General features: G+C 66.8%; 17 protein-coding genes. 12 read left to right on the plus strand and 5 right to left on the minus strand.

Annotated features, from left to right (window positions below; genetic code table 11):
• Positions 1–36 precede the first annotated feature (36 nt).
• Together AC1DOM_RS02460 and AC1DOM_RS02465 are read left to right on the plus strand one after the other, a co-directional pair.
• The gene (locus AC1DOM_RS02460) at positions 37–930 is read left to right on the plus strand and encodes a tryptophan 2,3-dioxygenase (protein WP_498959867.1); all 894 of its coding nucleotides are present in this window, start codon (positions 37–39) and stop codon (positions 928–930) included.
• Positions 931–1,066: 136 nt separating this feature from the next.
• Positions 1,067–2,569 carry a peptide MFS transporter gene (locus tag AC1DOM_RS02465; protein ID WP_498959869.1) on the plus strand — a complete coding sequence of 501 codons (1,503 nt, stop codon included), beginning with the start codon at positions 1,067–1,069 and terminating at the stop codon, positions 2,567–2,569.
• Positions 2,570–2,639: 70 nt separating this feature from the next.
• Here the strand turns inward: AC1DOM_RS02465 and AC1DOM_RS02470 are convergent, their stop codons facing one another.
• From AC1DOM_RS02470 to AC1DOM_RS02490, 5 genes are all read right to left on the minus strand, one after another.
• Entirely contained in the window at positions 2,640–4,028 is a 1,389-nt protein-coding gene (locus tag AC1DOM_RS02470; protein ID WP_498959871.1) for a M20/M25/M40 family metallo-hydrolase, read from the minus strand.
• Between the two features lie 70 nt (positions 4,029–4,098).
• Positions 4,099–6,519, minus strand: coding sequence for a TonB-dependent receptor (locus AC1DOM_RS02475; protein WP_498959873.1), 2,421 nt, complete (start codon positions 6,517–6,519; stop codon positions 4,099–4,101).
• Positions 6,520–6,620: 101 nt separating this feature from the next.
• A complete protein-coding gene (locus tag AC1DOM_RS02480; protein WP_498959875.1) occupies positions 6,621–8,357 on the minus strand; it encodes a sulfotransferase family protein in 1,737 nt (578 codons plus the stop codon).
• Positions 8,354–9,544, minus strand: a complete 1,191-nt coding sequence (gene pcaF / locus AC1DOM_RS02485; RefSeq protein ID WP_498959877.1) for a 3-oxoadipyl-CoA thiolase — start codon at positions 9,542–9,544, stop codon at positions 8,354–8,356. The genes AC1DOM_RS02480 and pcaF overlap by 4 nt, the downstream gene beginning before the upstream one ends.
• On the minus strand, positions 9,541–10,356 hold the full coding sequence (locus AC1DOM_RS02490) for an IclR family transcriptional regulator domain-containing protein (RefSeq protein ID WP_498959879.1): 816 nt from the start codon (positions 10,354–10,356) through the stop codon (positions 9,541–9,543). The genes pcaF and AC1DOM_RS02490 overlap by 4 nt, the downstream gene beginning before the upstream one ends.
• Positions 10,357–10,474: 118 nt before the next feature.
• Between AC1DOM_RS02490 and AC1DOM_RS02495 the strand changes: the two genes are divergently transcribed.
• The 10 genes from AC1DOM_RS02495 to AC1DOM_RS02540 are packed head-to-tail and all read left to right on the plus strand — an operon-like array spanning position 10,475 to position 24,674.
• Positions 10,475–11,812: an aminotransferase family protein gene (locus AC1DOM_RS02495; protein ID WP_498959880.1), complete on the plus strand. Its 1,338-nt coding sequence runs from the start codon at positions 10,475–10,477 to the stop codon at positions 11,810–11,812.
• A complete protein-coding gene (locus AC1DOM_RS02500) occupies positions 11,809–13,377 on the plus strand; it encodes an aldehyde dehydrogenase family protein (protein WP_498959882.1) in 1,569 nt (522 codons plus the stop codon). The genes AC1DOM_RS02495 and AC1DOM_RS02500 overlap by 4 nt, the downstream gene beginning before the upstream one ends.
• A 7-nt stretch (positions 13,378–13,384) precedes the next feature.
• Positions 13,385–14,233 (plus strand): CoA transferase subunit A, encoded by an 849-nt coding sequence (locus AC1DOM_RS02505; RefSeq protein WP_498959884.1) that lies wholly within the window; start codon positions 13,385–13,387, stop codon positions 14,231–14,233.
• Entirely contained in the window at positions 14,230–15,018 is a 789-nt protein-coding gene (locus tag AC1DOM_RS02510) for a CoA-transferase subunit beta (protein WP_498959885.1), read from the plus strand. The genes AC1DOM_RS02505 and AC1DOM_RS02510 overlap by 4 nt, the downstream gene beginning before the upstream one ends.
• Positions 15,019–15,029: 11 nt before the next feature.
• Positions 15,030–16,352 carry an acetyl ornithine aminotransferase family protein gene (locus AC1DOM_RS02515; protein WP_498959887.1) on the plus strand — a complete coding sequence of 441 codons (1,323 nt, stop codon included), beginning with the start codon at positions 15,030–15,032 and terminating at the stop codon, positions 16,350–16,352.
• Between the two features lie 20 nt (positions 16,353–16,372).
• A complete protein-coding gene (locus AC1DOM_RS02520) occupies positions 16,373–18,874 on the plus strand; it encodes a CehA/McbA family metallohydrolase (protein ID WP_498959889.1) in 2,502 nt (833 codons plus the stop codon).
• Positions 18,874–20,856, plus strand: a complete 1,983-nt coding sequence (locus tag AC1DOM_RS02525; protein ID WP_498959892.1) for an alpha/beta hydrolase family protein — start codon at positions 18,874–18,876, stop codon at positions 20,854–20,856. The genes AC1DOM_RS02520 and AC1DOM_RS02525 overlap by 1 nt, the downstream gene beginning before the upstream one ends.
• The gene (locus AC1DOM_RS02530; RefSeq protein ID WP_498959894.1) at positions 20,856–22,037 is read left to right on the plus strand and encodes a DmpA family aminopeptidase; all 1,182 of its coding nucleotides are present in this window, start codon (positions 20,856–20,858) and stop codon (positions 22,035–22,037) included. Before AC1DOM_RS02525 ends, AC1DOM_RS02530 begins: the two co-directional genes overlap by 1 nt.
• Positions 22,034–23,365 carry a Xaa-Pro dipeptidase gene (locus AC1DOM_RS02535; RefSeq protein WP_498959895.1) on the plus strand — a complete coding sequence of 444 codons (1,332 nt, stop codon included), beginning with the start codon at positions 22,034–22,036 and terminating at the stop codon, positions 23,363–23,365. The genes AC1DOM_RS02530 and AC1DOM_RS02535 overlap by 4 nt, the downstream gene beginning before the upstream one ends.
• Positions 23,355–24,674 carry an APC family permease gene (locus AC1DOM_RS02540; protein WP_498959897.1) on the plus strand — a complete coding sequence of 440 codons (1,320 nt, stop codon included), beginning with the start codon at positions 23,355–23,357 and terminating at the stop codon, positions 24,672–24,674. The genes AC1DOM_RS02535 and AC1DOM_RS02540 overlap by 11 nt, the downstream gene beginning before the upstream one ends.
• Positions 24,675–24,679 lie beyond the last annotated feature (5 nt).

Genomic DNA, 24,679 nt, shown 5'->3' on the forward strand with positions numbered 1-24,679 from the left:
TCGGGCGACAGGAACCCCGGATGATACCCTTCCCGCATGAGCATTGAAGACAACGCCGGGGCCCAAAACCAGCGCCCCCTCGAGGCCGGCATCCACACCGATCTCGAAGGCCGGATGACGTATGGGGGCTACCTGCAGCTCGGGCGCCTGCTCTCGGCGCAGCAACCGCTGTCCACGCCGCCGCACCACGACGAACTGCTCTTCATCGTCCAGCACCAGGTCTCGGAGCTGTGGATGAAGCTGCTCGTCCACGAGCTGTCGGCGGCCATCGCGCACCTGCGCGCCGACCGCCTGGAGCCGTGCCAGAAAATCTTCGCGCGCTGCAAACAGGTGCTGCGCCAGCTGACCGAAATGTGGTCGGTGCTCGAGACGCTCACGCCGTCGGAATACATGGAATTCCGCGAGATCCTCGGGCCTTCGTCGGGCTTCCAGTCCTTGCAGTACCGCACCATCGAATTCCTGCTGGGCAACAAGAATGCGCAGATGCTGCGCGTGTTCGCCCACGACCCCGAAGGGCAGGCGCGCCTGAAGGACGCGCTCGAAGCGCCGAGCCTCTACGACGAGGCGCTGATGTACCTCGCGCGCCATGGCCATCCGGTGCCGGCGAAGTTCCTGGAACGCGACTGGTCGGAGCCGCACGTGTTCGCGCCGGACCTGGTGCCGGTGTTCGAAACGATCTACGAGGGCACGAAGGCGCACTGGGAGGCGTACCACCTGTGCGAGGACCTCGTCGACCTGGAAACGCAGTTCCAGCTGTGGCGATTCCGCCACATGCGCACGGTGATGCGGATCATCGGGTTCAAGAAAGGCACCGGTGGGTCGAGCGGCGTCGGCTTCCTCAAGCAGGCGCTGGAACTCACCTTCTTCCCGGAATTGTTCGAAGTCCGCACGGTGATCGGTCTTCCCGGCTACGGACCGCCGTCCGCCTGAATGCGGGTGGCGGCGTGATGCGCTGCAACATCACACATTTCCGGTTTGACGGGCTCCGCCGGAGCCGGTAAACCTCGACAGGATTGCCTGCCATCCCGGCAGGCGCACCCATCGATCCACCATCAGGGGCCACCGCATGAGTTCAGCGGCGACATCGGGCGCGAGCGCGCCCATTCCGGAATTCCGACAGGTCCTGGGGCATCCCAGGCCGTTGTGGATGTTGTTCATGACGGAGTTCTGGGAGCGCTTCGCGTTCTACGGCATCCGTTGGGCGCTGACGCTGTACATCGTGCAGGAGTTCTTCGCGGGCGCCGGCGAAGGCCAGGCACCGGCGAGCCGCATCTACGGCGCGTACCTCGCACTGGTGTACGCCGCGGCGATCTTCGGAGGGTACATCGCCGACCGCGTCATCGGTTACCAACGTTCGATCCTGCTCGGCGCGGTGGTGATGTCCGCCGGCCTGTTCATGATCGCCTACCCCGACCAGACAGTGTTCAAGATCGGCCTGGCCACGGTCATCGCGGGCAACGGCCTGTTCAAGCCGAACATCTCGACGATGGTCGGTGCGTTGTATTCGCAGGCCGACCAGCGCCGCGATTCGGGTTTCACCCTGTTCTACATGGGCATCAACCTGGGTGCGATGGTCGCGCCGCTGCTGACCGGCTGGATGGCCGAGCACATGTTCGGCGGCACGCCGAGCTTGCCGACCTACAAGATCGTCTTCATCGTTTCCGGCATCGGCATGCTGATCAGCCTGGTGTGGTTCTGGTTCGGCCGTCGCCAGCTCGGCAACATCGGTCGTCCCGCGGAAGGGTCGGGCGGCAAGCACAAGGTGCTGTATGTGCTGCTGTTCTGCCTGGCGTCGATCCCGGTGTACTACTTCCTGCTCGCCATCGATGCGGCGAAGCTGCAGGGCGTGCTGACGGTGCTGTTCCTGGGCCTGTGCGGCATGTTGCTGGTGGAAGGCATCCGCGACGGAAAGACCGCGCGCGACCGCGCCATCGCGATGTTGATCATCTTCACCTTCAACATCCTGTTCTGGTGTTTCTTCGAACAGGCCGGCAGCTCGTTCAACTTCCTCGCCGAAAAGATCGTCAACCGCACCTTCGGCGGCTGGATCTTCCCGGTGGGCTGGTTTCAGTCGGTGAACTCGCTGGCGATCATCACGCTCGCGCCGGTGGTGGCATGGACGTGGATCAAGATGGGTCGCCACAACCCGTCGATCCCGCGCAAGTTCGGCATCGGCATCATCTTCAACGGCCTGGCGTTCCTGCTGCTGATGGCGGCGTTGTCGGGCATGGTCGATGCGGCCGGCAAGATTCCGTTCTGGACCTTGTTCATGGTCTACGTCATCCAGTCGGTGGGCGAGCTGTGCCTGTCGCCGATCGGTCTGTCGATGACGACCAAGCTCGCCCCGGTGCGCCTGGTCGGCTTCGGCATGGGTGGCTGGTTCCTGTCGACGGGCATCGGCAACAACCTGTCGGGCATCTTCGCCAGCCATGCGAGCGGCGAGACCGGCATGACGGTGGACTCGGCCTACGCCAGCTATACGCAGGGCTTCATCATCCTGATGGTGGGCGGCGTGTTGTTGTTCCTGATCGCGCCCTTGATCCAGAAGCTGATGCACGGCGTGAAGTAAGCAACGCACTTCGCGAAACGAAAAACGGCGGCCTTTCGGCCGCCGTTTTTTTTATGCGCGTCGCTGCGACTCAGTGCTTGCCGCCCAGGTCCGTCAACAACACGTGCCAGTAATCGAGCCCGTCGTAGAAGCCCTTCACCGGCACGCGCTCGTTGAGCCCATGCGCGAACCCGTCGCTGTCCTTCATGAACATCCCGCCGACGCCATAGGTCGGAATGCCCGCCGCACGGAAGTACATCCCGTCCGTCGCGCCCGAGGATTGGTTCGGCACCACCTCGATGCCCGGATACAGCGTGTGCACCGCGCGCGTCACGGCTTCCATCACGTCGGGCCGCAGCGGCGAGGCGTCGGTGGCGATCGGGGAACCGATCGTCGTCACTTCGACCTTCTTGCCCACGATGTCCTGCAAGGTCTTGCGCACATCGTCCACCGCCGTGCCCGGGAAGATGCGGCAGTTGATGTTCGCGGTGGCCGATTGCGGCAGCGCGTTGCGCCCGTGTCCGCCGCGCAGCATCGTCGCCACGCACGTGGTCTTGATGCGCCCGACGCTGCCGGGGTCGGCTGCCAGCGTGGCGACCGCCTTCGCATCGTGCTGGTCCTTCGCGAAGGCCGCCATCGCCGCGCCGATCGGTCCCGGCGCCACCTTGCCTTCGGCGCGCAACTCCGCGACCGTCGTGTCGTTCCACATCACCGGGAACGCGTAGGCCTGCACCTGCTTGAGCGCATCGGCGAGTTCATAGATCGCATTGCTCGGCATGGGTTTGGAGCTGTGCCCGCCCGGGTTGTGCGTGGTGAGTTCGAAGTCGGCGTAGGTCTTCTCCGCCGTCTGCACGCTGAAGGAGCGCGCGGTGCCGTCTTCTTCGAGCGTACCGCCACCGCCGTCGGCGTTGAGCGCGTATTCGGCGTCGATCAGCGCGCGATGCGTGGTCGTCAGGTCGCGCGTCGTCGCCATCTCGGTTTCCTCGTCGCCGGTGAAGACGATGATGAGATCGCGCGTCGGCACGAAGCCTTCCTTCTTCAGTCGAAGGAACGTGGCGGTCAAGGTCGCGATGCCGTCCTTGACGTCGCTGGTGCCGCGGCCGAAGAAGTAGCCGTTCTCCTCGACCAGCTTGAAGGGATCGCGCGTCCAGTCCTTCGGATCGGCGGCGACGACGTCCATGTGCGCCATCAGGAGGATGGGTTTTCCGCCGCTGCCGTCGCCGCGGTAGCGCACCACCAGCGATGCGGTTTCGCCGACCGGGAGCAGGTGGATGTCGGCATCGGGAAATCCGCCGTCGCGGAATTGCTTGGCCAGCCACGCGCCCATCACGGGCACCTGGCCGTTGCCGGCGGCCGTGTTGTACGAAATCAGCGTCGAATAGATCTCCCGCGCGCGCGCCTGTTCGGGCGTGATGGCGGAAGCGGTGCAGGGCGCGGCGATCGCCAGGGCGAGCAGCGCGCTCAGCAAGGTGCGGGTCATCGGGCAATCCTTTTTGCGAGGTGAAAAAAAACCGGTGGCGGCAGGGCCGCCACCGGGTTGGGCGTGTCGCTCAGAACTCCTGCGAGAACCGGAAGCCGATGCTGCGCGGAATCCCGTGCACCGTGTAGGACTGGCCGCCGCAGGTGTCGGTGGCGCATTGCGCGAAGCGGGTCTGTTCGGCGTGTTCGTCGAACGCGTTCTTGAGGAAGAAGTCGAGCGACCAGTTGTTGCGCTTCACGCCGAAGGAGAAATCGACCTGCGTGTAGGCATCGAGTTCGCCGAACGCCGCCAGATCCTCGCGCGTCAACGCGGCAGCGCGGCTTCCCACATGCACCAGCGAGCCCTGCACGTAGGACTCCATGCTGCCGATGTCGAAGGCGTAGCGCCCCGTGGCGTTGGCCTTGAAGCGCGGCGTCACCGGCAATCGCGTGCCGACCGGCGCCTGCGGGCCGTCGACCACCTCATCGTCGAGCGGATCGTCCGGGATGTTCGGATTCACGGTCCCCGCCGGGCAACTGGTGACCGGATTGCCGGCCAGGTCGTTGAAGCCGCAGTACTCCTTGGTCAACTCCGCGTCGTAGAACGCCACGCCACCGTTGACGCGGAAGTTGTAGGTCGCCGCCCAGCTCAGGTCCATTTCCAGGCCGCGCACCCGTGCGTTGCCCGCGTTGCGGATGACCGTGAGCCCCGATCCGCTCGGCGGCAGGAATGAGTACTGGATGTCGTCCCAGTTTTCCTGGAACAGCGCGCCGTTGAAGGCGAGGCGATTGTCCTGCCACATCGTCTTCCAACCCAATTCCCAGTTGGTCAGGTAATCGGGCAGGTAGGGGCCGACGGTGCCGTTGCGGTTCAAACCACCGGGGCGGAAACCTTCGGACCACGTGCCGTAGATCAGCTTGTTCTCGTCGATGTGGTAGGTCAGGTTGGCGCGATAGATCGTGTCGCTCTTCTTGACGACGCTGTCGATGTTCACGCACGGCGCGCCGTGGTAGGGCATCGGGTTGAAGCACAGCGCTTCGCCGTAGTTGCTGCTGTAGCCGTCGCTGTATCCGAAGAAGCCGCGCAGGCTGTTGTCGTAGCGGAAGTAGCGCGCGCCGATGGTGGCGGTCCACTTCGGGTTGAAGTCGTACGACATCTCGCCGAACGCCGCCTGGTCCTCGTCCCGGCGTCCCTGTTCGGTCAGCCAGATCGTGTCGGGCCAGCCCGTCACTTCCAGGTCGGAGGCCAGGTCGCCGACGATCTTGTATTGCTGCTGGATATCGTGCGTCTGCTTCTGGAAGAACACGCCGGCGACGAAGCGGAAGGCCTCGTCGGAGGGCGATGCGATGCGCAACTCGTGGCTCTGCTTGGTGTACTTGTCGACGCCGATGATCACCTGCGAAGGATTGATGATCGCGCCAGAATCGTCGTAGAAATACGCGCCGGAGCCGTCGATGCTGTCGTACCAGAACGAGTAATCGGTGTAGTCGAACTCCGAATCGATCTCGCGCCGCAGGTGCGAGTAGGCGTAGGTGAGATCGAAGTTGCCGATCTTGCCTTCGACGGTCAGCGTCGCCGAGGTCCAGTCTTCCTGCGCGCTTTCCGGGTAGTACTTGTTGACGATGTAGTCGCCCAGGTGATCGTCGCCGGCGAAGTTGCCGTAGCTGTCGGTCTTCTGCGTCATCACCATCGGCGTGACCGACCAATTCTCGTTGAAGTCGAACTTCAGCGCCGCACGCGCGCCGCGGGTGAAGATGTCGTTGTAGTTGTCTTCGGCGACGGTGCCGACGTTGGTGATCGTGCCGTTGCCGCCCGAATCGGCATCCCATGACGGGAAGGTGCGCGTGGCCGGCTTGTTGTCGACGTAGCCGGCGTCCTTCTTGTCCCAGGCGACGACGCGGACCGCGGCGTTCTTGCCCAGCGGCACGTTGACGAAGCCTTCGGCGACGAAACCGTTGTCGCCGCCGGTCAACTGGTTCGCGCCGAATGCATAGCCGGCGGAGAACGCTTCCTTGTCCGGCTTGCGCGTGATGATGCGCAGCGTGCCCGCCTGCGAACTGGCGCCGTACAGCGTGCCCTGCGGGCCGGCGAGCGCTTCGACGTGGTCGATGTCGTACAGGTGGATGTCGAGCACGCCGCCGATGGTCGTCGTCGGCTGTTCGTCGAAGTACACGCCGACGCTGGGCTGCGGGCCGGAGTGGTTGCTGTTTTCGCCGCTGGCCACGCCGCGCATGTACGGCACCGAGCCGCCGCCTTCACCGGTATCGAAGGACAGTGCGGGCACGTAGGCCGCGTAGTCCTGGAAGTCCTTCAGGTCCAGCTCGTCGAGTTTTTCCTTGCCCAGCACCTGGATGCTGATCGGCACCTTCTGCACGTCCTCGGAGCGCTTTTGCGCGGTCACCGTGACGGTGTCGAGCACGGGCGTCTGCGTGGCGGCCTGCGCCGGCGGCGGTTGCGCCTCCTGCGCGAGAGCGGAGCCGAAGGCGAGGTAGATGGCGGCAACCAGCGGCAAGCGAACGGGCTTGCACGCGAATCGATTGCGTGGCGATGTCAGTCTTGAACGATGCATCCAGCTCCCCTCCCAAGTAGTGGAATCGATCGATTACGACAGCGTTACGTCGGATAAGCCTCGAGCACGGGGCCCAATGCCGCCTTGAGCGGATCGAGCCAGGGTTCGTAATGGCGCCATTGGTCGACGCCATCGGTGTAGATCGGCCGGCGCACCTGTTCGGAACTCGCGGTGCGGACGGGGCGATCGTTTTCGTAGAAGCGCAGGCAGCCCGCCTCGAAGGGCAGGCCCAGGTAATCGAGCAGGCGGCGGACTTCGCCTTCGGTGTCGGCGACCATGCGTTCGTAGAACACGCGATGGATGCGGCCGGGCAGCACGTCGTCGAAGTGCGCCATCAGGTCGACGTAATCGCGGTAATACCGGCCGATGTCGTCGAGCCCGTAGCTGAAGTTCTGCCCGCGCGCGTAATGCTGCTTGAAGTTGGAGAAGCAGCACGCCAGCGGATGGCGGCGCGCGTCGATGATCTTCGCGTTGGGCAGGGCCAGCTGGATCAGGCCGATGTGCGCGAAGTTGTTCGGCATCTTGTCGATGAAGCGGGGCGCGCCGGACTTGCGGTGGATGCGCGTGCGTTCGAGGTAGTCCTCGCCCAGCTCCCGCAGACGCGCCGGATCCAGCGCCGCCAGCGCTTCGTGGTACGGCTTGGATTGCGCGGTGTCCAGGCAACGGCGCAGCTCGCGCGTCATCGCGATGATCTCGGGCAACTCCATCGTCCCTTCGACGGCGGAGTGGCTGGAGAGGATCTGTTCGATCAGCGTCGAACCCGCGCGCGGCATGCCGACGATGAAGATCGGGTCGTTCGCATCGCTGCCGCTGCCTGCGCGCTGCGCGAAAAACTCGCGGGTGTATGTCCGCTTGATCAGGCGCACGCGCGCGGTGTTGTCCGCGGGGCTGTAGTACGCCGTTTCGCGGCGATGCCGGTTGCCGTTGTCGTAATGCGCGAACGATTCGCCATGTTCGCCTGCATCCTCGAGCGCCTTGCCCAGCGCGAATTCGAGATGGAAGCGGTGCTCGGCGGGCAGCGCGGTGTTTTCGAGCTGGCGGCGCATCGTCGCCAGGTCGGCCTGGCCGAAACGAAAGGTCTTGAGGTTGGCCAGGCTCCACCATGCTTCACCGAAGGACGGATCGAGCGCGATGCATCGCCGGTATGCGGCGATGGCCTCCTCCTGTCGTCCTTCGGTTTTCAGCGCGTGGCCGTAGCTCATCCAGATCTTGGTCTGCGCCGGGTACTGGCGCAGCAGGCGCGCATAGATGTCCAGCGCGCGCGTGTATTCGCCGATGCGGCACAGCACCACCGCATGCAGGTTGCGATAACCGGGGTTGTGCGGATCCACGCGCAGCAGGCGCTCGATCTGTGCCAAAGCGTCGGTGGGCTTGTTGCCGCGATTCAACACGAGCGCGTAATGCAGGCGCGCGGCGTGGAAGCTCGGTGCGAGTTCGAGCGCACGCGCGAGCAGATGTTCGGATTCTTCCAACCGACCCAGGCGCGCGGCGAGTTCGGCGAACATGCGGATCGCGGCGACGTCGGTCGGCGCGCGTTGCAGATGCGCGCGCAACTGGGTTTCGGCTTCGGGGATGCGGTTCTGCGCGAGCGCGGCACCGGCGCGCAGGAGCGTGGGGTCCCTGCTCGCGTGGCGCACGTGTTCGACGTAGGCCGCGTCCGCGCCGGCCAGATCGCCCGATGCGAACAGGCGATCGCCCAGCGCCAGCCAACCACTCGGGTCCTGGGCCACGGTGCGCCGCAGCGCGGCGATCGATGGAAGCGAAGCGGAGTGAACGCTCATGCGACGTGCTCCATGGCCAGGGCCACGCCCTGTCCGACGCCGACACACATTGCCACGAGGGCCCGCCCCCCGCGCATGTGCCGCAACTCCTGCATCGCCGTCAGGGCCAGGCGCGCGCCGCTGGCCCCGAGCGGATGGCCGAGCGCGATCGCGCCGCCGTTCGGGTTCACGCGCGCCGCGTCGTCGGGCAGGCCCAGCGCGCGCGTGCAGGCGAGCACCTGCGCGGCGAAGGCCTCGTTGATCTCCACGACCTGGAAGTCGTCCAGGTCCTGGCGGAGGCGTTGCAGCAGGCGTTCGATCGCAGGCACGGGCCCGAGCCCCATGGTGCGCGGCGGCACGCCGGCGGCGGACATCCCGAGGATGCGCGCGCGCGGCGTGAGCCCATGGCGTGCGACCGCGTCGTCCGAAGCGAGCAGCAACGCGCATGCGCCGTCGTTGAGGCCGGAGGCGTTGCCCGCGGTCACCGTGCCCTGCGCACCGAGCAGCGGTGCGAGCGTGGCGAGCTTTTCGCGGGTGGTGTCGCTGCGCGGTTGTTCGTCGGCAACGCAGGTGCCCACGGGCATCAATTCCTCGGCGAAGCGACCCGCCGCGATCGCCCGCGCGGCGCGCTGTTGCGAGCGCAACGCGAAAGCATCCTGGTCTTCGCGCGCGATGGCGTGTTCGCGCGCCAGGTGTTCGGCGGTCTGCGTCATCGAATCCACGCCGTGCGCCTCGCGCATCGCCGGATTCACGAAGCGCCAGCCGAGCGTGGTGTCTTCGAGCGCCTGTTCGCGCGAGAAGGGCGCATCGGCTTTTGAAAGCACGTAGGGCGCGCGCGACATGCCTTCGACGCCCCCGGCGAGCACAATCTCCGCTTCGCCCAGCGCGATCGCCCGCGCACCCTGGCCCACGGCTTCCAGCCCCGACGCGCAGAGCCGATTCACCGTCACGCCGGGCACCGATACCGGCAGGCCCGCGAGCAGGGCAGCCATGCGCGCGACGTTCCGGTTGTCTTCGCCGGCCTGGTTCGCGCAACCGAGGATCACATCGTCGATGGCGGCGGGATCGAGTCGCGGATTGCGCGCGATCAACTCGCGCAACGGCAGCGCCGCCAGATCATCGGTGCGCACCGTCGACAGGCCCCCGCGATGCCGGCCGAAGGGCGTCCGCACGCCGTCGCAGAGCCAGACGGCGCGCGTGGCGTTCACGCAGCCACCGCCGGCAACCGATGCGATGGCGCGCAACCTTCGATCGCCGCCGCCGTGAGCTTCAGGTGCGGCAGGATCTCGCGCGTGGCTTCGCGTTCGACGTCGGGGTGGTAGGGCATGCTCACGTTGATCGCCGCGGCAACACGGCCCTCGCCATTGCGCACGGGCACTGCGAGCGAACACAGTCCGAGTTCGAGTTCCTGTTCGACCCACGAATGCCCCTGCCGGCGCACGTCTTCGACGATGCGGCGCAGGCGATGCAGGTCGGTCACGGTGTGTGCGGTGAGCTTGGCCGGCGTGCATTGCGCGAGCCAGGCGTCGAGCGCGGCGTCGTCGAGGCCCGACAGCAGCACGCGCCCCATCGATGCGGAGGAAGCCGGCAGGCGCGCGCCGACGCCGAGCGTCACGCTCATGATCCGCCGGCCGGGCACGCGCGCAACGTAGACGATCGACTGTCCGTCCAGCACCGCCATCGAACTGCTCTGGTTCACCGCGCGCGCGAGTTCTTCGAGCAGGGGCTGCGCCAGGTCGGTGAGGTTGAGCGAGCCCAGGTAGCCGAAGCCCAACTCGAGCACGCTCGGGCTGAGCACGTATTCGCGCCCGCTCAGGCGCACGTAGCCCAGGTGTTCGAGGGTCATGATCAGGCGCCGCGCGGCGGCGCGGGAGGTGCCGGCGCGATGCGCGATCTCGGCCAGGCTCAGGCGCGTGTGTTCGGCGTCGAAGGCCCGCAACACCGACAATCCGCGCGCGAGCGACTGGACGTAGTCGCGACTGTCGTCGAACGCCGGTTGGCTGCGTGCTGACTTCGCCATGCTTGCCCGTACCCTGATGAGGCGGATTGACGACGAGGGTAAGTGCTTCATAGAGTGGTGCGCAATACGCACAGAGCGTGCGCATAGCGCACAAACCCGGGCATGCGAGGCTGTCGCGATGTCGATCGACGAACGCCATTCGGTCCTGCATAGCTGGTCGGTCCAGGCCGACTGGCGTGCGCCGACGGTCGTCGGCGGCTCGGGTGCGCGGCTGCACTTGGCCGACGGCCGCACGATCCTCGACATGAGCAGCCTGGCCGAGTGCAGCAACCTCGGGCACCAGCATCCGAAATTGGTCGCCGCCATCCGGGCGCAGGCCGACCGCCTGTGTTTCGTCAGCAATGCGTGGGGCGCACAGCCGCGGGCGCAGTTGGCCGAAATGCTGCTCGAACGCTCCGGCTTCGAAGGCGGCCGCGTGTTTTTTACCCTCGGCGGCGCCGATGCCAACGAAAACGCGGTGAAGATCGCGCGGCAGGCCTCGAGCAAGCCGCGCGGCGCGGTGATCGCGCGCGATCGCTCGTATCACGGGGCCACGCACCTGGCGATGGCGCTGTCGGGCGACACGCGCACGCAGCAGCAGGTCGATGCCGGTGCGCTCGGCGTCCAACACGTGCCGCCGCCTTATGCGTATCGCTGTCCGTTCGGCAGCCGCGATCCCGATGAATGCGGCCTGCGCGCCGCGGACGCGGTTGCGCAACGCATCGATGCGATGGGCGCCGACGCTGTCGCGGCCGTGTTGATGGAACCCAACGCCGGCACCAACGGCATCGTCGCGCCCGACACGTATTGGCCCGCGTTGCGCCGCGCGACCGCGAAACGGGATGTGCTGTTGATCGCCGACGAAGTGATGAGCGCCTTCGGCCGCTGCGGCGAATGGTTCGCCTGGCAGCGCCACGGCGAAGCCGGTCGCCCGGACCTGATGACACTCGCCAAGGGGCTCACGGGCGCCGCCGTGCCGCTGGGTGCGGTCGTCCTGTCGCGCGAGGTCGCCGCCCGCATCGAACACGAAATGCTCTACACGGGCCTGACGTATTGCGGGCATCCGCTCGCGTGCGCCGCGGGTGTCGCCGCGCTCGAGGCCTATGACGAAGAAGATCTGATCGAACGTTCGCGCACGCTCGGCGCGCGGCTCTTCGCGCAAGCCACGCGCCTGCAGCAACGGCACGAGGTCATCGGCGACGTGCGCGGCGGACATGGCTTGTTCGTCGTGATCGAACTCGTCGCCGACCGCCACACCCGCGAGCCGCTCGCGCCGTGGCCGCAAACACCGCCCGCGCTGAAGGCGCTGGTCGCTGCCGCGATGGCCGAAGGCGTGTCCTTCGCCACGCGCGGCAACCTCATCCTGCTTGCGCCACCGCTGGTCATCGACGAAGCCGAACTCGCCGACGCCCTCGCGCTGCTGGACCGCCTGCTCGCCCACCATTTCGCATCGACCCCCGTCGAGGTATCCCGATGAGTTTTCGCCTGACCTACGCGACGATGTTCAACCCGCCGGCGGAGATGCACGTGCAGTTCGAGGCCGCGCTCGCGCGCCTGGAAGCGCGCTTCGGCGAGCGGCATCCGCTGTTCGTCGACGGCGCGGACCGACAGCCGGCGAAGTGGAGCGCGAAACACACGCCGATCGACACCAGCCTGGTCATCGGTGAGTTCCCGCTCGCCGATGCGGGCGACGTCGATGCCGCGATGCGCGCCGCGCACGCCGCGTATCCGGCCTGGCGTGCGTTGCCCGTCGCCGCGCGCGCCGCGCTGCTTCGCAAGGCCGGCGACCTGATGCAGCAACGCGTTTACGACATCGCCGCGGCGCTCACGCTCGAAGTCGGCAAGAACCGCATGGAGGCACTCGGCGAAGCGCAGGAAACCGTCGACTTCTTCCACCACTACGCGGACGACTTCGAAAAACACGCCGGCTTCGACAACCCGCTGCCCGACGATCCGATCGAAGGCATGGCCTCGCACAATCGCAGCGTGATGCGGCCCTATGGCCCGTGGGTGGTCATCGCGCCCTTCAATTTCCCGTTCGCGCTTGCCGGCGGACCCGTGGCCGCCGCGTTGGTGACGGGCAACACCGTCGTGTTCAAGTCGGCGACCGACACACCGTGGTCGGGGCGCCTGCTCGCCGAAGTGCTGCGCGACGCGGGCTTCCCCGCGGGCACGTTCAACTATTTGTCGGGAAGCGGTCGCGAAGCGGGCGAGGCACTCGCGAAGCATCCGCTGACCGCAGGCATCACGTTCACCGGTTCGGTTCCGGTGGGCCGCAACCTCATGCAACAGATGGCGGGCGGTGCGTATCCGCGGCCGTGCATCGCGGAGATGGGCGGCAAGAATCCCTGCATCGTGACCGAGAAGGCGGATCTGGATCGCGCCGCGGCGGGCATCGCGCGCTCGGCGTTCGGCATGGGCGGGCAGAAGTGTTCCGCGCTGTCGCGCCTGTACGTGCACGAATCCGTCGCCGATGCGTTGATCGAAAAACTCGTCGCGCAAATCGACGCCATCCGCATCGGCGATGCGCGCCAACGCGAGCACTGGCTCGGCCCCGTGGTCAACGCGAACGCCTACGCGAATTACGCACGCTACGTGCTCGACCTCGAAGCCGGCGGCGCGCGCTTGTTGCGCGGCGGCAAGCAGATTCGCGAAAACGGTGGTTCGCGCGGCTATTACGTCGAACCGGTGCTGGCCGAAGCCGATCTCTCGCATCCGCTGTGGAAGCAGGAGATGTTCCTGCCCATCGTGATGCTGCACCGCTACACCGATCGCGAAGCCGCGATGCGCCTGGCCAACGACACCGACATGGGCCTCACCGCCGGCTTCTATGGCGGTCCCGACGAAGTACCGTGGTTCCAGGACCATATCGAAGCGGGCGTCACCTACGCCAATCGTCCGCAAGGCGCGACGACCGGCGCGTGGCCGGGCTACCAGCCCTTCGGCGGCTGGAAGGGATCGGGATCGACGGGCAAGGCGATCGCGTCCTTCTACTACCTGCAGCAATACCTGCGCGAGCAATCGCGCACGGTGGTGGAGTAAGCCACGCGTGCAGGCGCTTTCGCTCCGCGATGCGATCGCCGCGCACGTCGCCGACGGCGCGAGCGTCGCGCTGGAAGGCTTCACGCACCTGATCCCGTTCGCCGCGGGCCATGAGTTGATTCGGCAGGGCAAGCGCGATCTGCATCTGATCCGCATGACGCCGGACCTGATCTACGACCAACTGATCGGGATGGGTTGCGCGCGCAAGCTGACATTCTCCTGGGGCGGGAATCCCGGCGTGGGGTCGTTGCATCGCCTGCGCGACGCGGCCGAACACCAATGGCCGAGGCGGCTGGAACTCGACGAACACAGCCACGCCGGCATGGTCGCGGCGTTCTGCGCCGGTGCGGCGCGCCTGCCGTTCGGCGTGTTGCGCGGTTATCTCGACAACGACCTGGACAAGGTCAATCCGCGCGTGAAGCGCGTGGAATGCCCGTTCACCGGCGAACGCCTGGCCGCGGTGCCCGCGCTCAATCCGGACGTCACGATCCTCCACGCGCAACGCGCCGACCGCGCGGGCAACGTCGCACTGCACGGCATCGTCGGCGCGGCGCGCGAAGCGGCGATGGCGGCGACGAAGTTGATCGTTACCGTGGAAGAAATCGTCGACGCATTGCCGCCGGCCATGAACGGCATCGTGCTGCCGCATTGGATCGTCACCGCCGTCGTGCATTGTCCCGGCGGCGCATATCCGTCCTATGCGCAGGGCTACTACGCGCGCGACAACGCGTTCTACCAGCGCTGGGATGCGATCGCGCGCGAGCGCGAGGCGTTCGCGGCGTGGATGCAGGCGCATGTGCTGGAGACGGCAGACCACGCGGCTTTCCTCGCAATGCTCGACAGGCACGCCGCATGACCGAGGCCACGCGCGATGAGTGGATGACCGTCGCCGCCGCACGCATGCTGCGCGATCGCTGCGTCTGCTTCGTCGGCATCGGCTTGCCCAGCGCGGCCTGCAACCTCGCGCGCCTCACGCACGCGCCCGACATCGTGCTGATCTACGAATCCGGCACCATCGGCACCAAGCCCGATGTACTGCCCCTGTCGATCGGCGATGGCGAATTGGCGGAGACCGCGGCCTTCGTCGTGCCGATGCCGGAAGTGTTCGCGTACTACCTGCAGGCCGGCCGCGTGGACGTCGGATTCCTCGGCGCGGCGCAGATCGATCGCTTCGGCAACTTGAACAGCACCGTCATCGGCGATTACGAGGCGCCGTCGACACGCTTGCCCGGTGCAGGGGGCGCGCCGGAGATCGCGGCGCACGTGCGCGAAACCTTCGTGCTCTTGAAGGCGACGCCACGCAGCTTCGTCGGGCAACTGGATTTCCGCACGACCGCCGGCTTCGGCCGGGGTCACGGCGCGCGCGCACGTGGCACCGCGCAGGGTGGCGGCCCGCGCGCGGTGATCACCGACTTCGGCATCCTCACGCCGCACCCGACCACCGACGAATTGCAACTGAGCGCGTTGTTCGAAGACGCAACCGTCGACGAAGCCCGCAAGGCGATCGGCTGGCCGCTCAACGTGGCCGACGTCGTCACGCAGGTGCCGCCGCCCACGCCGCTCGAACTCGACACCCTGCGCGCGCTGCATGCGCGCACCCGCGCGGCCCACGCACGCCCCGTCGTGCTGCCCACCCCCTGACCGGATCGCCCATGTCCTCCGAACACATCCGCACTCCGCTTCCCGGCCCCAACGCGCAGGCGATGCTCGCGCGCGATGCCGAAGTCATTTCGCCGTCGTATCCGCGCGACTACCCGTTCGTGATGTCGCATGGCCGCGGCACGGAAGTGTGGGATGTCGACGACAACCGCTTCCTGGATTTCGCCGCGGGCATCGCGGTGTGCAGCACGGGCCATGCGCATCCGCAGGTCGTCGCGGCAGTGCAGGGTGCAGCCAGCAAGTTCCTGCATATCTCGAGCGATTACTGGCACGAACAGATGACCGGGCTCGGCGAACGCCTGGCGCGCATCGCGCCGATGGGCGAGCCGGCGATGAGTTTCCTGTGCCAGTCGGGCACCGAAGCGGTGGAAGCAGCGATCAAGCTCGCGCGCTACGTGACCGGACGCTCGCGTTTCATCGGTTTCCTCGGCGGCTTCCACGGACGCACGATGGGCTCGCTCGCGTTCACTTCCAGCAAGTACACGCAACAGAAGGGCTTCTTCGCCACGATGCCGGGCGTGGTGCACGTGCCATATCCGAATGCCTATCGGCCGTTGTTCGCCGGCGACGATCAAGGTGTCGCGGCGCTCGACTACATCCGCATGTTGTTCGAACGCAGCGTGCCGCCGTCGGAAGTGGCGGCCATCCTCGTCGAACCGATCCAGGGCGAGGGCGGCTACATCGTTCCGCCCGACAGCTTCCTCGCCGGCCTGCGCGCGCTGTGCGACGAGCACGGCATCCTGCTGATCTTCGACGAAGTGCAATCCGGCACCGGCCGCACCGGACGCATGTTCGCGAGCCAGCATTGGGGCGTGGCGCCGGACATCATGACGCTCGCCAAGGGCCTGGGCTCGGGTCTGCCGATCGGCGCGATGGTCGCGAAGAAGCGCCTGATGTCGCAATGGAAGCGCGGCGCGCACGGCAATACCTATGGTGGCAACCCGATCGCCTGCGCGGCGGCGAACGCCACGATCGACCTGGTGGAAGGCGGCATGGTCGGCAACGCGGCCACGGTCGGCGCGCACTTCATGGGCGCCCTGAACGAGCTGGCGCGCGACTATCCCTGCATCGGCCAGATCCGCGGCAAGGGCCTGATGATCGGCATGGAACTGATCGAGAACGATGCCCCGCGCACGCCGGCACGCGCGCTGTGCGACGCGGTGGTGACGCGCGCCTTCCACAACGGTCTGCTGCTGCTTTCGTGCGGCGCGAGCACGGTGCGCTTCATGCCGCCGCTCAACGTGACGCGCGATGAAGTGGACGAGGCGATGGCGCTGTTGCGCACCAGCCTCGATCAAGCTTTGGCCGGGGCCTGAGGCCGATGCGCACCGGGGGGATGCGCATTGCGGGCCTCGTCGTCCTGTCCGCTTCGGCGGTCGCCGCGGCGAGCGGGCGCGAACCGGTGCTCAAGCAGGTCGACCTGCCGCACAACTATTACTGGCGCGAGTTGTACATCCCGCAATTGACGACCGGGCCGTCGTCCGCGAGTTTCCTGCCCGACAATCAAACGCTCGTGTACAGCATGGGCGGATCCTTGTGGCGGCAGCGCATCGGAGACGATGAGGCGGTCGAGCTCACGCATGCGAAGGGTGCCTACGACTACCAGCCCGATGTCGCGCGCGATGGACGCAGCGTGGTGTTCACGCGCTACGACGGGCGCGGGCTCGAACTGTGGCGGCTCGACCTTGCGAGTGGGACGTCACGGGCGCTGACACAGGGCGGCGCGGTGAACGTCGAACCGCGCCTGTCGCCCGACGGGCGCCGCATCGCCTGGGTGTCGACGCAAGGCACGGGGCATTTCAACCTGTTCATCGCCGACATCGCCGCCGATGGCCTGCACGACGCGCATCCCCTCCTCGGCGAACGCCGCAGCACGCTCGATCGGTATTACTACTCCGCGTTCGATCACGCGATCAATCCGTCGTGGTCGCCGGATGGAAAATCGCTGCTGTACGTGAGCAATCCTGAAATCGCGTGGGGCACGGGCGATCTCTCGATCGTGCCGATCGATGCGCCGGACAAGCGCCGCAAGGTGCTCTCGGAAGAAACCAGCTGGAATGCGCGCCCCGAGTTCGCGCCGGACGGCAAACGTATCCTCTATGCCAGCTACCACGGGCGGCAAACACATCAACTCTGGCTGACGACGTTGCAAGGCGCCGCGCCCTTGCCCTTGACCTTCGGCGAGACGGAACGCCGCAATGCCCGTTGGTCGCCCGACGGCAAGCGCATCGCCTACATCGGCAACGCCGGCACGGATGGCAACACGCAACTGATCGTGATGGATCCGTTGGGCGGCGCGAGCCGTGCGATCGAGGCAAGGCGTCTGCGCACGCTGTCGCCGACCGCGCGGCTGACGCTCGACATTCGCGACGCCGGCGGCAAGCCCATGCCCGCGCGAGTCTCGGTGCAGGGCAGCGACGATCGCGCGCATGCGCCGCGCGCGGCCTGGATGCACGCCGACGATGGCTTCGATCGCGCAAAGATCGCCACCGAAGCGCATTACTTCCACTGCGCCTCGCCGTGTTCGCTCGATGTTCCCGCTGGCGCGACGCAGGTCACCGTGCAGCATGGATTCGCGAACGCGTTATGGCACAAGCGCATCAATGTCGCCGCCGGCCGCGACAACACCGTCGACGTCGCGCTGGCCGCCCAGCCGTTGCCGCCGGAATTCGGCGACTGGATCAGCGCGGACCTGCACGTCCACATGAACTACGGCGGCCACTACCGCAATACGCCGAAACACCTGGCTTGGCAGGCGCAGTCGGAGGACCTCGACCTGGTCGAGAACCTGATCGTCAACAAGGAAGAGCGCATCCCCGACATCGCCTGGTTCGGCAAGCCGGGGATCGACACGCGGCCGCGCATCGCGCACGCGCAGGAATTCCACACCAGTTTCTGGGGCCACCTGGGCCTGCTCAACCTGCGCGACCACTACATCACGCCGGACTTCTCCGCCTATCGCCACACCGCGATCGGCAGCCCGTTCCCGCACAACGGCGTGATCGCCGATCTCGCGCACGCGCAGCAGGGCCTGGTCGGTTACGTGCATCCGTTCGACACCGTGCCCGATCCCGTCAACGACGCATCGCTCACCAACGCGCTTCCCGCCGATGTCGCGCACGGCAAGGTCGACTACATGGAAGTGGTCGGCTTCTCCGACCACAAGTCGACGGCGTCGGTCTGGTATCGGCTTTTGAATCTCGGCTACCGCATCCCCGCGGGCGCGGGTTCGGACACGATGGCGAATTACGCGTCGCTGCGCGGGCCGGTCGGCATGAATCGCGTGTTCCTCGATACCCATGGACGCATCGATGACGACGCGGTGTTCGCTGCGCTCAAGGCCGGGCGGGGTTTCGCAAGCAACGGTCCGCTTCTCGGCTTGCTCGTCGATGGCCACAAGCCCGGTGAATCGATCGCGTCGAAGCATCCGGCCTACCGCGTCGCGCTGCGTTCGCCGGTGCCGGTCGACCACCTCGAGCTGGTGTCCAACGGCGAAGTCGTCAAGCGTTTCGACCTCACCGGCGAGCGCATGCACTTCGATGCGCAAGGTACGCTCGATTTGCCGCACGGCGGCTGGCTGCTCCTGCGCGCCTGGAACGATGGCGCCGATGCCCTGTTGCTCGATCTCTACCCGTACGCGACGACCAACCCCGTGTGGCTCGAAGGCCCCGTGCCCGACGCGCGCGCCGATGCCGCCTACTTCATCGCCTGGATCGATCGCATGATCCAAGCCGTTAGCGCGCGCGACGACTTCAACGACGCCCCCGAAAAAGACGCGACACTCACCTACCTGCGCGAAGCGCAATCCCTGATCCGCCAGCGCGCGGGAGGCAAGTGATGCGTGCCCTTTGGTTGCTCGCGTTGCTTAGTGCGTCCGCGCAGGCGCAGGCGCCGTTCACCGCCGACGATCTGTCGAAGCTGGTCGATCTGACCGAGCCGGCGTTTTCGCCGGATGGCCGCACGCTCGTCTACACCGCGACCGCCGCGAGCCTCACTGAAGACAAAAGCCAATCCGACCTGTGGCTGGTCGACTACGCCAGCGGCAAACGCACGCGCCTCACCGACACGCCGAAGAAAGACGAGTCGCGTCCGCAGTGGATGCCGGATGGCAAATCGATCGCCTTCCTTTTCGATCGCGGTGGTGAGGAGGCGAAGACGCAAGTCTGGCTGATGCCGGCCAAGGGCGGCGAAGCCAGGCGCCTCACGAAATTCGGGGAAGACATCAGCGACTTCGTGCTCTCGCCCGACGGCAAGCGCATCGCCTTCATCGGCCGCGATCCCGAACGGCCCTTCGGCGCGAAGGAACCCAAGCAACCGCCGCCGATCGTCACCGAGCGCTATCAACTGCGCGAGGACGGCGTCGGCTATCTCACCGCGCGGCGCGCGCACCTTTACGTGTTCGACATCGCCACCGGCAAAACCGAATTGCTGACGCCCGGCGCGCACGACGAACAACTGCCTGCGTGGTCGCCCGACGGAAAGTGGCTGGCCTACGTCACCAAGCGCGGCGTCGATCCGGATCGGCATCTGAACTACGACATCTACCTCGTCGAACCCAAGGCGGGCGCAAAGGAACGACAACTCACGACCTTCACCGGCTCAGACCTCGATCCGTATTGGGAGACCCGCCCGACCTGGAGTCCCGACAGCACGCGGATCGCCTACCTGCGCAGCGGCGAGGACAAGTGGATCTACTACACGCCGTGGCAGTTGGCGATCGTCGATGTCGCGACGGGCGCCGAGTCGATTCCGGCGCCGATCGACCGCTGCTTCACCAAGCCGCGCTGGTCGGGCGACGGAAAGAGCGTCTACGCACTCGTTGAGCAACCGCTTGTCACGCATCTCTCGCGCATCGATCTCGCGAGCGGCACCGTCACGCCGCTCACGACCGGACCGCGCTTCGATTACGACCTCGACGTCTCACGCGACGGGCGCATCGTCGTCCTCGGCGGCGGCGACCTGCATCCCTACGACATCGCCGCAGTGGAACCGGCGGGCCTGCGCACGCTCGCCGACCACAACACCTTCCTCGAACAACGCCAGCTCGCGCCGGTCGAGGAACTGCACTACCGCAACGGCGGCGTGGAGCTCGATGGACTGCTCGTCAAACCGATCGGTTACGTCGAAGGCCATCGTTACCCGACCATCGTGCGATTGCACGGCGGCCCGGTGTATCAATTCAGCCACGAATTCATGGCCGACTGGCAGGCCTACGCGGCGCGCGGCTTCGCGGTGGTTGCGCTGAATCCGCGCGGCGGCTCGGGCCGCGGCTTCGACTTCGCGAAGGCGATCTACGCCGACTGGGGCAATGTCGATGCGGGCGACGTGCTGGCGGGCGTCGACCATGTCGTCGAGATGGGCATCGCCGATCCAGGTCGCCTCGGCATCGGCGGGTGGAGCTATGGCGCGATCCTGACCAACGCCGTCATCGCGCGCGACCAGCGCTTCAAGGCCGCCATCAGCGGCGCCGGCGCCTCGAACATGTACGGCATGTTCGGGCACGACCAATACATCCGCGAATACACGCTGGAGCTCGGCACGCCCTGGGACAACCGCGAAGTCTACGACCGCGCCAGCTTCCCCTTCCTGCACAGCGACCGGATCACGACACCGACGCTCTTCCAGTGCGGCGAAGCCGACGCGAACGTGCCCTGCCTCGGCGCCGAGCAGATGTACCAGGCGCTGCGCTCCCGCGACGTGCCCACGCAATTGGTGGTCTATCCCGGCGAATCGCACGGGCTCACTGTTCCCAGCTACCTCCGTGACCGCATGATGCGGAACCTGGGGTGGTACACAAGGTTCCTGAAGGGAGGGGACTGATGCGCTCGACCGTCGTGTTCGCGCTGGCCTTGTCCGCGTCGCTGTCCGCGCTCGCCGCCGAACCACGCGCGCGTGCGCTAGGCGTGCCTTTCGACGGCACGCCCGGCACGCTCGATGCGATCACCGACGTCGCGGGCGTCACCGTCGGCCAGGTCACGCTGATCGACGACCTGCCCGATGGCCACAAGGTGCGCACCGGGGTCACCGCGATCCTGCCGCGAGGTCGCGAAACGTTCGACACCTGGGTCTTCGGCGGCTGGTTCGCGCTCAACGGCAACGGCGAGATGACCGGCACCACCTGGATCACCGAGTCGGGCCAGCTCGAAGGGCCGGTGGTGCTGACCAACACGCACAGCGTCGGCGTCGTGCGCGACGCAGTGATCGCCGAGCGCGTGAAAGCCGGCGGCGCCGATGCCAGTGGTTACTGGTGGTCGCTGCCCGTCGTCGCCGAAACCTGGGATGGCCACCTCAACGACATCAACGGATTCCATGTGAAGCCCGAGCACGTCGCGCAGGCATTGCACGATGCGAAGGGCGGTCCGGTCGCCGAAGGCAATGTCGGCGGCGGCACCGGCATGATCTGCCACGAATTCAAATGCGGCATCGGCACCGCCTCGCGCCGCGTCACCGAAGGGAAGGGCGCATATACCGTCGGCGTGCTGGTCCAGGCGAATTACGGCGTGCGCGATCCCCTGCGCATCGCCGGCGTGCCCGTCGGCCAGCACCTGCGCAACGATCGCGTCTATACCGATCCGGCGCTCGCGCTGGAAGGACGCGCCGTGCCGGGTGGCGATACCGGTTCGATCATCGTCGTGATCGCCACCGACGCGCCCTTGCTGCCGAACCAACTCGACCGCGTCGCCAAGCGCGCGAGCCTGGGGCTCGGGCGCATGGGCAGCTACGCGGGCAATGGATCGGGCGACATCTTCGTTGCGTTTTCCACCGCCAATGCCGCGGCCGCCGCGAACAAGGAGATGAACGACGCGCAGTTCATCGGCAACGATCATCTCGACGGATTGTTCGAAGCCACCGTGCAGGCCACCGAGGAAGCCATCGTCAACGCGATGGTCGCCGCGCGCGACATGCGCGGCGAAGGCGGGCGCTATGCGAAAGCCATCGACCACGATGCCCTGGTTCGTCTGCTCAAGCAGTACAACCGTTACCACCCGGAATCCAAATGACCCCGAGCAAGCTGTTCACCGCGCTGCTGTTGGCGCTCGCCGCGACGCCGACGTTCGCGCAAACCTTCGTCGTGCACGCCGGCCGCATGGTCGACGTCGATCGCGGTGAAGTACTCGCCGATCGCGCGATCACGATCGAGAAGGGCCACGTCGTGCGTGTCGAGCCCTGGAACGATGCGCTCGCGAAAAACGCGAAGGTCGTCGACTGGTCGCGCTACACCGTGCTACCCGGCCTGATGGACATGCACACGCATCTGTCGGACGAAGCGCAGTCCGCCGACCCCGGTGCGCCGTTGAAAAGCAACCCCGCGCGCGATGCCTTCATCGGCGCGAAGAATGCGTGGGACACCGTGCGCGCAGGCTTCACCACCGTGCGCGATGTCGGCACGTATCGCGGCCTGTCCGACGTGCAGCTGCGCAACGCCATCAACGCAGGCCTCATTCCCGGCCCGCGCATGTACGTCGCCGGTGGCTACATCACGGTGACCGGCGGTGGCGGCGAGATCACCGGATTGCCGAAAGGCACCGTGGTGCCGCCGGAATTCCGCATCGGCGTGGCGGACAACGAACAACAGGTGCGCCAGAAGGTGAACTTCCTGTTCGATCACGACGTCGACTTCATCAAGGTCATCGCCACCGGCGCTGTCCTTGCCGAAGGCACGGAGCCTGGCCATTCGGAATACACCGAGGCCGAAATCCGCGCCGCGGTCGAAGAGGCCGAGAAACACCACAGCTTCGTCGCCGCGCACGCGCACGGCGCCGAAGGCATCAAGCGCGCCACGCGCGCCGGCGCGCGATCGATCGAACACGGCTCGCTCATGGACGACGAAGCGATCGCGCTGATGAAGCAGCACGGCACCTGGTTGGTGGCCGATATCTACAACGGCGATTTCATCGACACCGTCGGCCGCGCGCAGGGCTGGTCGAAGGACACGCTGCGCAAGAACACCGAGACCACGCAGACCCAGCGCGACGGCTTCCGCAAGGCCGTGGCCGCGGGCGTCAACATCGCCTTCGGCACCGACAGCGGCGTCTATCCGCACGGCGACAACGCGCGCCAGTTCGCCTACATGGTCCGTTATGGCATGACGCCGATGCAGGCGATCCAGTCGGCGACCATCCAGTCCGCGCGCCTGCTCGGGCGCGAAGGGGAGCTGGGTTCGATCGCGCCCGGCAAGTTCGCCGACCTGATCGCGGTGGAAGGCGATCCGATCGTCGACATCGACGTGCTCCGCCACGTACGCTCGGTGATCAAGAGTGGGGAACGGGTCTGCGACGGCCCCGACGAATGCGGTCCGCCGGACCCGGAGCATCAGAATGGCAAGTGACGTGGTGGACGACGGCCAGCGCAAGCTCGGCTTCTGGATGTGCACCGCGCTGGTGGTGGGCAACACCATCGGCATCGGGATCTTCCTGTTGCCCGCCTCCCTGGCGCCGTACGGCTTCAACGCCACGATCGGCTGGTTGGTCACGGTCCTGGGCTGCGTGGCGCTGGCGAATGTCTTCGCGCGGCTTGCCCGGTTGATGCCCAACGCCGACGGACCTTACGGTTTCATTCGCGCGACGCTCGGCGACATTCCCGCATTCATCGCGATGTGGTGCTACTGGGTCTCGCTGTGGATCACCAACGCGGCGATCGCCACGGGCGTCGTTGGCTATCTCGGCGCGGTGTTTCCGTCCGTGGCGGCGATGCAGCCGGCGCTGGTCGCGCTCGCGTTGTTGTGGACCTTCGTGATCATCAACCTGTTCGGCGTGCGCACCGGCGGCCGCGTGCAGGTGGTGACCACCGCGCTGAAGTTGTTGCCGATGGTCGCCGTCGCGCTGCTCGGTGGCTGGCTGCTGCTGACCGCACCCGCGGCCTATACCGCCCACCCGCCGACGGCGCCCGTGGACCTGGGTCACGTCGTCACGGCCTCGACCATTGCGCTGTTCGCGATGCTCGGCCTGGAATCGGCGACCGTGCCGGCTTCGCGCGTCAAGGATCCGGGCCGCACGATTCCGCGCGCGACGATCGCCGGCACGCTGCTGACGGCGGTGGTCTACCTGGTCGTTTCGACCGTGCCGATGATGTTGATTTCGCAGGAAGAACTCGCGACCGCGAACGCGCCCTTCGCGCTGGTGATGGACCGTTTCGCCGCCGCCGGCGTCGGGCGCTGGCTCGCGCTGTTCGTCGTGATCAGCGGCCTGGGCGCGCTCAACGGGTGGACGCTGCTGGTCGGCGAACTCACGCGCGCGATGGCCGTCAATGGCGTGATGCCTTCGCCGCTGGCGCGCAACAATCGGCGCGGCGCGCCGGCGATCGCGCTGGTCGTGACAGGGCTGCTGGGCAGCGGCATGGTGCTGATGAGCTACAGCCGCTCGCTGGTCGACGGCTTCACCTTCATCACCAACGTCGTGACCGCGGCCAACCTCCCGCTGTACCTGTGCGCGTCGCTGGCGCTGGCGGTGCTGTGGCGCCGCGGCGACCGCGCCGGGGTGCGCGGCATGCTGCCGGTGGCTGTGCTGGGCACGGCCTATGTGATCTTTGCCTTCGTGGGCCTGGGCCATGAGCCCTTCCAGCTGGGCCTGGTGCTGGCCGCGGCGGGGTTGCCGCTCTATGTCTTCATGCGTATTCGCCGCCCGGCGGCGGTGGCTTAACATCG

The organism is Lysobacter sp. P5_B12, from assembly GCF_056400425.1.

Bases quoted from the DNA above. Each gene is read 5' to 3' on its own strand.
- AC1DOM_RS02460 (WP_498959867.1), top strand. From the start codon at position 37: ATGAGCATTGAAGACAACGCCGGGGCCCAAAACCAGCGCCCCCTCGAG.
- AC1DOM_RS02535 (WP_498959895.1), top strand. From the start codon at position 22,034: ATGACCCCGAGCAAGCTGTTCACCGCGCTGCTGTTGGCGCTCGCCGCG.
- AC1DOM_RS02515 (WP_498959887.1), top strand. From the start codon at position 15,030: ATGTCCTCCGAACACATCCGCACTCCGCTTCCCGGCCCCAACGCGCAG.
- AC1DOM_RS02530 (WP_498959894.1), top strand. From the start codon at position 20,856: ATGCGCTCGACCGTCGTGTTCGCGCTGGCCTTGTCCGCGTCGCTGTCC.
- AC1DOM_RS02510 (WP_498959885.1), top strand. From the start codon at position 14,230: ATGACCGAGGCCACGCGCGATGAGTGGATGACCGTCGCCGCCGCACGC.
- AC1DOM_RS02520 (WP_498959889.1), top strand. From the start codon at position 16,373: ATGCGCATTGCGGGCCTCGTCGTCCTGTCCGCTTCGGCGGTCGCCGCG.
- AC1DOM_RS02480 (WP_498959875.1), bottom strand. From the start codon at position 8,357: ATGAGCGTTCACTCCGCTTCGCTTCCATCGATCGCCGCGCTGCGGCGC.
- AC1DOM_RS02500 (WP_498959882.1), top strand. From the start codon at position 11,809: ATGAGTTTTCGCCTGACCTACGCGACGATGTTCAACCCGCCGGCGGAG.
- AC1DOM_RS02525 (WP_498959892.1), top strand. From the start codon at position 18,874: ATGCGTGCCCTTTGGTTGCTCGCGTTGCTTAGTGCGTCCGCGCAGGCG.
- AC1DOM_RS02495 (WP_498959880.1), top strand. From the start codon at position 10,475: ATGTCGATCGACGAACGCCATTCGGTCCTGCATAGCTGGTCGGTCCAG.
- AC1DOM_RS02465 (WP_498959869.1), top strand. From the start codon at position 1,067: ATGAGTTCAGCGGCGACATCGGGCGCGAGCGCGCCCATTCCGGAATTC.
- AC1DOM_RS02540 (WP_498959897.1), top strand. From the start codon at position 23,355: ATGGCAAGTGACGTGGTGGACGACGGCCAGCGCAAGCTCGGCTTCTGG.
- AC1DOM_RS02490 (WP_498959879.1), bottom strand. From the start codon at position 10,356: ATGGCGAAGTCAGCACGCAGCCAACCGGCGTTCGACGACAGTCGCGAC.
- AC1DOM_RS02470 (WP_498959871.1), bottom strand. From the start codon at position 4,028: ATGACCCGCACCTTGCTGAGCGCGCTGCTCGCCCTGGCGATCGCCGCG.